The sequence below is a fragment of the Fredinandcohnia onubensis genome, from assembly GCF_002734285.1.
Classification (GTDB): Bacteria; Bacillota; Bacilli; order Bacillales; family Bacillaceae_L; genus Ferdinandcohnia; species Ferdinandcohnia onubensis_A.
Window position 1 is genome coordinate 176,366 of record NZ_NSEA01000001.1, and the last position, 7,941, is coordinate 184,306.

The following is a 7,941-nucleotide window of genomic DNA, read 5'->3' on the forward strand; positions in this document are numbered from 1 at the left end:
TGATTGAAATGTTTTTCGAATTTCGATCAATTGGAGGAATTTACTATGCGAAACCGGAATCTTTGGTATTGGTTATTTTTAGCCCCAACGCTTGTTGCACTTGGAGTTGTCATAATCGTGCCATTAATTTTTGGAACCTATTACTCTTTTACAGACTGGAACGGAATTAAGATCACCGAGTTTGTTGGACTTGAGAACTATCAAAAGCTACTTGAGGATAAAGAATTCATGAACTCCCTATGGTTTACTGTGAAATTCTCAGTCGTGTCGATTTTCCTCATTAACTTTTTTGGACTATCATTGGCATTGCTTGTTACGCAAAAGCTTAAAACAAACAATATTTTACGTACAATCTTTTTCATGCCGAACTTAATTGGAGGGCTCATCCTCGGGTTCATTTGGCAATTTATTTTCATGAAGGTATTTGCGAGTATTGGAGATTTAACGGGGATTGCAGCTTTTAAAGGCTGGTTATCGACAGATACAACTGGTTTTTGGGCATTGGTTATTCTCATGAGTTGGCAAATGGCTGGATATATCATGATTATTTATATTTCCTATCTAGAAAGTGTTCCGCAGGAGTTATTAGAAGCGGCGGAAATTGATGGAGCAAGCAGCTTCCAGCGTTTTAAAAATGTGACATTCCCACTTGTCGCACCGGCATTTACAGTAAGTTTGTTTTTGACTCTATCTAATACGTTTAAGCTATATGACCAAAACCTAAGTTTAACAGGTGGCGGCCCTTATAATTCAACACAAATGGTAGCAATGGAAATTTTCAAAACCGCATTCTCAGAAAACAATTATGCCTATGGACAGGCAAAAGCGATTATTTTCTTCCTAATTGTGGCGGCTATATCCTTAACGCAGGTATACATCAATAAGAAACGGGAGGTCGAGATGTAATGAAAAGTAAAAAAAGAAAATTGTATTTGCTTGAAATTCTAGGCATTGTCCTTGGCCTAATTTGGCTCTCCCCTTTCTATTTGATGGTCGTCAACTCATTTAAAACAAAACGTGAAATTTTTACAGATACGCTAAAACTTCCGGATGTATTTACATTTGATAACTATGTTCAGGCATTTGAAGAGCTCGATTTTATCCGCACTTTCTTTAACTCTGTCCTAATTACGGTATTAGGTGTTGCGGTGATTATTCTTTTTTCATCGATGGCAGCATACGCATTAAATCGTCGCAAAGGAAAAGTGAGTGGTCTCGTTTTCTTCCTTTTTATCGCGGCTATGCTGATTCCATTCCAATCAGTCATGATTCCATTAGTATCCCTGTTTGGTAAAATGGAACTATTAAACCGTTTTGGAATCGTTTTTATGTATCTTGGCTTTGGTAGTAGTTTATCGATTTTCTTATATCATGGATCTCTACAAGGAATCTCAAAATCATTAGATGAAGCAGCCACCATTGATGGTGCAAACAGATGGCAAATCTTCTGGCACATCATCTTCCCGATGTTGAAGCCAATTTCAGTAACAGTAGCAATTTTGAATATTATTTGGATTTGGAATGACTATCTATTACCATCTCTAGTCATTAACCAAGAAGGAATGCATACGATTCCATTGAAGATGTTCTTCTTCTTTGGTCAATATACGAAACAATGGCATTTGGCCCTAGCAGGATTAACGCTAGCGATCATTCCAGTGATACTTGTGTACTTCTTCATGCAAAAACACATTATCAAGGGAATTGCAGAGGGCTCTGTAAAATAAACATTGAGATCGAAGGGTCAATTGGACTCGTTTAAGATAAATGGAGTGTGAGGGTATGTATGGCTATTACAATTAAAGATGTTGCAAAAGAGGCAAATGTCTCGCCTTCCACTGTCTCAAGGGTCATAGCAAATAACCCTCGAATTAGTGAAGAAACGAAAAAACGAGTACGTGAAGCGATGGATAAACTCGGGTATCACCCTAATTTTACAGCACGAAGCTTAGCGGTGAATAGCACAGCAACTATTGGAGTTGTGATGCCATTCTCTGCATCCCATGTGCTTCAAGATCCGTTTTTCCCGGAAGTAATTAGAGGGATCAGCGTACAAGCACGTGAACATAAGTATGGATTGTACCTTTCGACAGCTGGAACAGAGGACGAAATCTATGAAGAAGTTGTTGGAATGGTCCAGGGTCGCCGTGTTGATGGCTTGATTCTCCTCTATTCTCGGACAGATGATCGTATTATCAAATATTTACAAAAGATCGACTTTCCATTTACCGTGATTGGTCGCCCTGTGATAGGCGCAGAACGAGTCACGTATGTCGACAATGACAATATCTACATTACGAAGGTCGTAACGGACTATTTAATCGAATTAGGTCATACGAAAATTGCGTTTGTCGGTTATGATGGCGACTTTGTGTTTATGCTTGACCGCCTTGAAGGATACAAACAAGCGCTAAGCGAGGCTGGAATCTCTTTTAATGAGAATTATATCGTTCAAAAGAGTACGTTGAATAAAGGGAAAGAAGCCATTATATCGTTTCTAAGTTCGGTTGACACACCGACAGCATTAGTTTGCACAGATGACTTTATCGCAATCGAACTGATGAGTCATTTTGAAGAATTGACTATTCGAGTCCCAGAGGACGTTTCCATTGCGAGCTTCAACAACGTACTACTTGCTGAATATTCGAAGCCTCCCCTCACCTCAGTGGATATTGACATTTTTCAGCTTGGGGTTGAAGGTGCAAGCTGCTTGATTGAAAAAATAAAAAATCCGGATGTCTTACCAAAGCGGATCACGATACCGGCAAAACTAATTGAACGGAAGTCGTGCGCACGGATTAAATAGAGAGTGAGTGGATGATTGGGAAATGGAAAACAAAACATGGTGGAAAGAAAGTGTTGTGTATCAAATTTACCCAAGAAGCTTTAAGGATACAAATGGCGACGGAATTGGGGATCTTAAGGGGATCACGGAAAAGCTTGATTATCTAAAAGACCTTGGTGTTGACGTAATTTGGCTCTCCCCTGTCTATGAATCCCCAAATGATGATAATGGCTACGATATCAGCAACTACTGTGAGATCATGGATGAATTTGGCACGATGGCTGATTGGGAAGAGCTACTTTCGCAAATGCATAAGCGCGGAATGAAGCTAATGATGGATTTGGTCGTAAATCATTCATCCGATGAGCATAAGTGGTTTCAAGAATCCAGAAAATCAAAGGATAACCCTTACCGTGACTACTATATTTGGCGCCCTGCTAAAGACGGAAAGGAACCGAATAATTGGGAGTCCTTCTTTAGTGGTTCAGCGTGGCAATATGATGAGCAAACGGGTGAATACTATTTACATTTGTTTAGTAAAAAGCAACCTGATCTCAATTGGGAGAATCCGAAAGTTCGTGAGGAAGTCTATGACCTTATGACTTTTTGGCTCGAAAAAGGAATAGATGGATTCAGAATGGATGTCATCAATTTAATTTCTAAGGTTCCAGGGTTACCAGATGGTGAGCCACAGGAAGGAAAAACATATGCTTCAGGTGCACCTTATTATATGAATGGACCTCGAATCCATGAGTTTTTACAGGAAATGAACCAACAAGTGTTATCGAAATACGACATTATGACCGTTGGTGAAATGCCAGGTGTCGATACGGAAGAAGCGCAAAAATATACAGGTGCTGACCGCAATGAGTTAAACATGGTCTTCCAATTTGAGCATATGGATTTAGATTCAGGTCCAACAGGAAAATGGGATTTACGCCCATTGAATTTATTAGATTTGAAGCAAACTTTTACAAAATGGCAAAAAGGTCTCGAAGGCTCTGGTTGGAACAGTTTGTATTTAAATAATCACGATCAGCCAAGAATGGTGTCTAGATTCGGCGATGACGGTGAGTATTGGCTAGAGTCAGCAAAGATGCTTGGAACGTTTTTGCATATGTTGCAAGGAACCCCATATATATATCAAGGTGAAGAACTTGGGATGACCAATGTTCAGTTTGATTCCATTGAAGATTACAAGGACATCGAAACCCTAAATATGTATAAGGAAAAAGTCGATGCTGGTGTAGCTCCAGAGCAAATTATGCAATCGATCTATGCAAAAGGAAGAGACAATGCGCGTACCCCGATGCAGTGGGATGAAAGCGAGAATGCCGGTTTTACTACAGGCACTCCGTGGATTTCGGTAAATCCGAATTATCGGGAGATTAACGCCGCTAAACAAGTGGACGATCCAAATTCTATTTTTCATTATTATAAAAAATTGATTGAGTTGAGAAAGCAGCATGAGATTATTGTGTATGGCGATTACGACCTGCTGTTGCCGGAGCATCCAACGATTTATGCGTATACTAGAATATTAGCTGATGGAAAGTTACTGGTTATACTGAATTTTTCAAGTGAACATACATTATTTGAATTGCCAGAAGAGTGTAGCTACAAAACACAGGAACTATTGATTGGCAATTATGATGTCGATCAAAAGGAATCAATCGAAAAAATAGAATTAAAGCCATATGAGGCAAGAGTGTATCGGTTAACGATTTGAAGGTGGACCTAAGTACCATCTGTAGAAATAGGAAGAGAGGATACAAAAATGAAGCAAGCATGGTGGAAGGAAGCAGTTGCCTATCAGATCTATCCAAGAAGCTTTATGGATTCAAATGGTGATGGTATCGGTGATCTACAGGGGATTATTTCTAAATTAGATTATGTAAAAGATCTGGGTATCGATGTAATTTGGATTTGTCCTGTGTACAAATCACCAAATGATGATAACGGCTATGATATTAGCGATTATCAAGACATCATGGCTGACTTTGGAACGATGGCTGATTTTGATGAGCTTTTAGAGGAAACCCACAAGCGTGGTATGAAACTCATTATTGATTTGGTTATTAACCATACAAGTGATGAACACCCATGGTTTATCGAATCTCGTTCTTCAACGGATAACCCAAAACGGGATTGGTATATTTGGCGTGATGGAAAAGATGGAAAAGAGCCAAATAACTGGGAAAGTATTTTCGGTGGGCCGGCATGGCAATTTGATGAGGCGACTGGTCAATATTACATGCATATATTCTCAACAAAGCAGCCTGACCTCAATTGGGAGAACAAAGAGGTTCGCACAGAGTTATATTCCATGATTAATTGGTGGCTCGATAAAGGCATTGACGGTTTCCGGGTAGATGCGATTAGTCATATTAAAAAAGTTCCAGGTTTCCCTGATCTGCCAAATCCGAATGGACTAAAATATGTTTCTTCTTTTGACGGTCATATGAATCGTCCTGGGATTCAAGAATTTTTACAAGAGTTAAAGAAAGAAACCTTTGCCAAATACGACATTATGACCGTTGGTGAAGCAAATGGTGTAAGTGTGGAAGATGCGGACGAATGGGTTGGCGAGGAACAAGGAAAATTCAATATGGTGTTCCAGTTCGAACATTTGGGGCTTTGGGATGAGGAGAAACAAGAACTGGATGTCATCGGCCTCAAACATGTCCTTACGAGATGGCAAAAAGGACTAGAAAATATGGGCTGGAATGCGTTGTTTATTGAGAATCATGACCAAACACGTGTCGTATCTAATTGGGGAAATGATAAGGACTATTGGAAAGAAAGTGCAACAGCGCTAGGTGCCATGTACTTTTTCATGCAAGGAACTCCTTTTATTTACCAGGGGCAAGAAATTGGAATGACAAATGTTCAATTCCAATCCATCGAAGAATATGATGATGTGGCAACAAAAAACCTTTATCATGAAAAGCGCTCTGAAGGTATCCCGCATGAGGAGATTATGGAAATCATCTGGGCGACAAGCCGAGATAACTCACGTACTCCAATGCAATGGTCAAGTGCAGAAAATGCTGGATTTACAGCAGGAGAACCGTGGATGGGTGTAAATCCAAATTTCATGGAAATCAATGTTGAAAAACAGCAGGCTGATGAAGATTCTGTGCTGCATTTTTATAAAAAAATGATTGCATTGAAAAAAGCAAATAAAGTATTTACGTATGGTGTGTATGACTTACTGCTTGAGGAAGACCCACAACTATATGTGTACACACGCACACTAGGCGACGAGAAAGTAGTTGTTGTAACGAATCTATCTCGAGAGAATGCTGTTTGTCGTTTGCCTGAAGGTGAATTTAAGCATGATGGGCTGATGTTGGTAAATTATCATATCGATGCACATGAGGCTACAGAGTCAATTGAATTAAGACCGTATGAGGCACGAGTATATCGGTTAGCTTGATTTGAAGACACCCCTATGCTTAAGTAAGGCATAGGGGGTTTTGGGTTACCCCCGTTTATTCAAGTTTTTTTGTGCCATGCGGATCATTTCCTTAACCATATTGCCGCCGATGTTGCCACCGACTTTGCCTGCTTGCTTGGACGTGAGGTTTCCGTTGTAGTCTTCTTTTAACGGAATCCCTAATTCCTTTGCGACTTCGTATTTTACGCTGTCGGGGTTAGAGGGATCTGTTTGATAGCCTTGTTTTCGCATTACATTTGCTTTGAGTTGGTCAAGCCCTTCTCTTGCTTCTGGAATGAGGGGGCGACGTTTTCTACGAGCCATTAGGAACACTCCTTTCATCATGAGATTTTTTATAGCATTCCCTAGTATAAAATCTAGAATTTCGGTAAAACTTGGTAGTAACAACATTTTTTAAAGAATTTCATATAATTTTTGGTTTGAAACGCTTGTTTTTTGGCTAATCTAGTGATGTAATAGCTTATACCACCAGTTTAATAGGATGAATTTAGCCTTAAATCTTGCGAACCTATGAAAAAAGTGGTAAAAAGAATATGTGCTTATTTGGAGAGGAGAATTTTATTATGAACAAAACAGAACTAATCAGTGCAGTTGCTGAAAGTGCAGAACTATCTAAAAAAGATGCAACAAAAGCTGTTGACGCAGTATTTGAAGCAGTTCAAAATGCATTAAGTAGCGGAGATAAAGTACAATTAATCGGATTCGGTAACTTCGAAGTTCGTGAGCGTGCTGCTCGTAAAGGCCGTAACCCACAAACTGGTGAAGAAATCGAAATCGCAGCTAGCAAAGTACCTGCTTTCAAACCTGGTAAAGCTCTTAAAGACGCAGTTGCTGGTAAGTAATATTACATAATCCCTGCGTAAATACCCCTCAGAGACGAGTCTCGAGGGGTTTTTTCATACTCTTGGACTAAATGTGTGCAACCGGTTGTAAAAGCCTTTATGCGAATTGCTAGATTTTCAAAATGTGAGTTTGACGCACCCCTATTGCTCATGGGAAAATAGGAGTATCGATTTTACAAAAGGTAGTGAAGGGATGCAAAAACGAGTCAATTGCTTAAAATGCAAGCATTTTTATACGACATGGGAGCCGAAATTTCCTCGTGGCTGTCGCGCCTTCAATTTTAAGACGCAGGCAATGCCCTCTATAACGGTTTTTAGATCTTCCGGGGTACATTGTATGAAGTATGAGGAAAAGCATAAAAAGCAACCGCAAACACCTTCCTACAACGTAGATATTCGGGCATAGAGGAGTGAACTTAGTGAATATATCTTTGAATAAGATTTTAGATAAAATGCAGCAGGAATTGTTGAGAGCAAAGAGTGATGAGAGTGAACAGAAGGTAAGAGAGCGTTTGATGGCTATTCGAACCTTATGTGACCTTGTGTTGGATGAAGCTCCAGCTGAAGTAAAGCGGGTTGAAACAATGCCTGTGCAACCGATGCGACAGGTTGTACAGTCCATTCCGACGATGCCGCAAACAACGACGATCCAAAACACAACGAAATTGGAAGAAGACGACGCTAATGGAGACTCTCTGTTTGATTTCTAAACAGAGAGTCTCTTTTTTTATCAGAATTTTAGGTTTGTCCGATAAAATGAGAGTTATGTCCGATATATTGAAGTTTGTGTCCGATAAAATCCAATCATTGTCCGATATCTGTAAAATTGTGATGTTAGACTAAAAAACGGACAC

General features: G+C 39.7%; 8 protein-coding genes. 7 read left to right on the forward strand and 1 reads right to left on the reverse strand.

Annotated features, from left to right (window positions below; translation table 11 throughout):
* Nucleotides 1–45: 45 nt before the first annotated feature.
* From CKJ95_RS00760 to CKJ95_RS00780, 5 genes are read left to right on the forward strand one after another with little or no spacing between them, the layout of a single operon-like run.
* Entirely contained in the window at nucleotides 46–906 is an 861-nt protein-coding gene (locus CKJ95_RS00760) for a carbohydrate ABC transporter permease (protein ID WP_099351505.1), read from the forward strand.
* Entirely contained in the window at nucleotides 906–1,727 is an 822-nt protein-coding gene (locus tag CKJ95_RS00765) for a carbohydrate ABC transporter permease (RefSeq protein ID WP_099351506.1), read from the forward strand. Before CKJ95_RS00760 ends, CKJ95_RS00765 begins: the two co-directional genes overlap by 1 nt.
* A gap of 59 nt (nucleotides 1,728–1,786) precedes the next feature.
* Nucleotides 1,787–2,806, forward strand: a complete 1,020-nt coding sequence (locus CKJ95_RS00770) for a LacI family DNA-binding transcriptional regulator (RefSeq protein WP_099351507.1) — start codon at nucleotides 1,787–1,789, stop codon at nucleotides 2,804–2,806.
* A 22-nt stretch (nucleotides 2,807–2,828) separates the two neighbouring features.
* Nucleotides 2,829–4,514 carry a glycoside hydrolase family 13 protein gene (locus CKJ95_RS00775; protein WP_099351508.1) on the forward strand — a complete coding sequence of 562 codons (1,686 nt, stop codon included), beginning with the start codon at nucleotides 2,829–2,831 and terminating at the stop codon, nucleotides 4,512–4,514.
* A 48-nt stretch (nucleotides 4,515–4,562) separates the two neighbouring features.
* Complete coding sequence (locus tag CKJ95_RS00780; protein ID WP_099351509.1) at nucleotides 4,563–6,224, forward strand: glycoside hydrolase family 13 protein; 1,662 nt, start codon at nucleotides 4,563–4,565, stop codon at nucleotides 6,222–6,224.
* A gap of 45 nt (nucleotides 6,225–6,269) precedes the next feature.
* On the opposite strand, the gene CKJ95_RS00785 is transcribed toward CKJ95_RS00780, so the two are convergent.
* On the reverse strand, nucleotides 6,270–6,548 hold the full coding sequence (locus tag CKJ95_RS00785; RefSeq protein WP_099351510.1) for an alpha/beta-type small acid-soluble spore protein: 279 nt from the start codon (nucleotides 6,546–6,548) through the stop codon (nucleotides 6,270–6,272).
* 260 nt (nucleotides 6,549–6,808) lie between these two features.
* On the opposite strand from CKJ95_RS00785, the gene CKJ95_RS00790 reads away from it, so the two are divergent.
* Together CKJ95_RS00790 and CKJ95_RS00800 are read left to right on the forward strand one after the other, a co-directional pair.
* Entirely contained in the window at nucleotides 6,809–7,087 is a 279-nt protein-coding gene (locus CKJ95_RS00790) for an HU family DNA-binding protein (RefSeq protein ID WP_010677267.1), read from the forward strand.
* Nucleotides 7,088–7,506: 419 nt separating this feature from the next.
* Complete coding sequence (locus CKJ95_RS00800) at nucleotides 7,507–7,797, forward strand: YwdI family protein (RefSeq protein WP_099351512.1); 291 nt, start codon at nucleotides 7,507–7,509, stop codon at nucleotides 7,795–7,797.
* The last annotated feature ends 144 nt before the right edge of the window (nucleotides 7,798–7,941 follow it).

Excerpts from the sequence above, each read along its gene's own strand:
- CKJ95_RS00790 (WP_010677267.1), top strand. The coding sequence starts at position 6,809 with ATGAACAAAACAGAACTAATCAGTGCAGTTGCTGAAAGTGCAGAACTA.
- CKJ95_RS00765 (WP_099351506.1), top strand. The coding sequence starts at position 906 with ATGAAAAGTAAAAAAAGAAAATTGTATTTGCTTGAAATTCTAGGCATT.
- CKJ95_RS00780 (WP_099351509.1), top strand. The coding sequence starts at position 4,563 with ATGAAGCAAGCATGGTGGAAGGAAGCAGTTGCCTATCAGATCTATCCA.
- CKJ95_RS00770 (WP_099351507.1), top strand. The coding sequence starts at position 1,787 with ATGGCTATTACAATTAAAGATGTTGCAAAAGAGGCAAATGTCTCGCCT.
- CKJ95_RS00785 (WP_099351510.1), bottom strand. The coding sequence starts at position 6,548 with ATGGCTCGTAGAAAACGTCGCCCCCTCATTCCAGAAGCAAGAGAAGGG.
- CKJ95_RS00760 (WP_099351505.1), top strand. The coding sequence starts at position 46 with ATGCGAAACCGGAATCTTTGGTATTGGTTATTTTTAGCCCCAACGCTT.
- CKJ95_RS00775 (WP_099351508.1), top strand. The coding sequence starts at position 2,829 with ATGGAAAACAAAACATGGTGGAAAGAAAGTGTTGTGTATCAAATTTAC.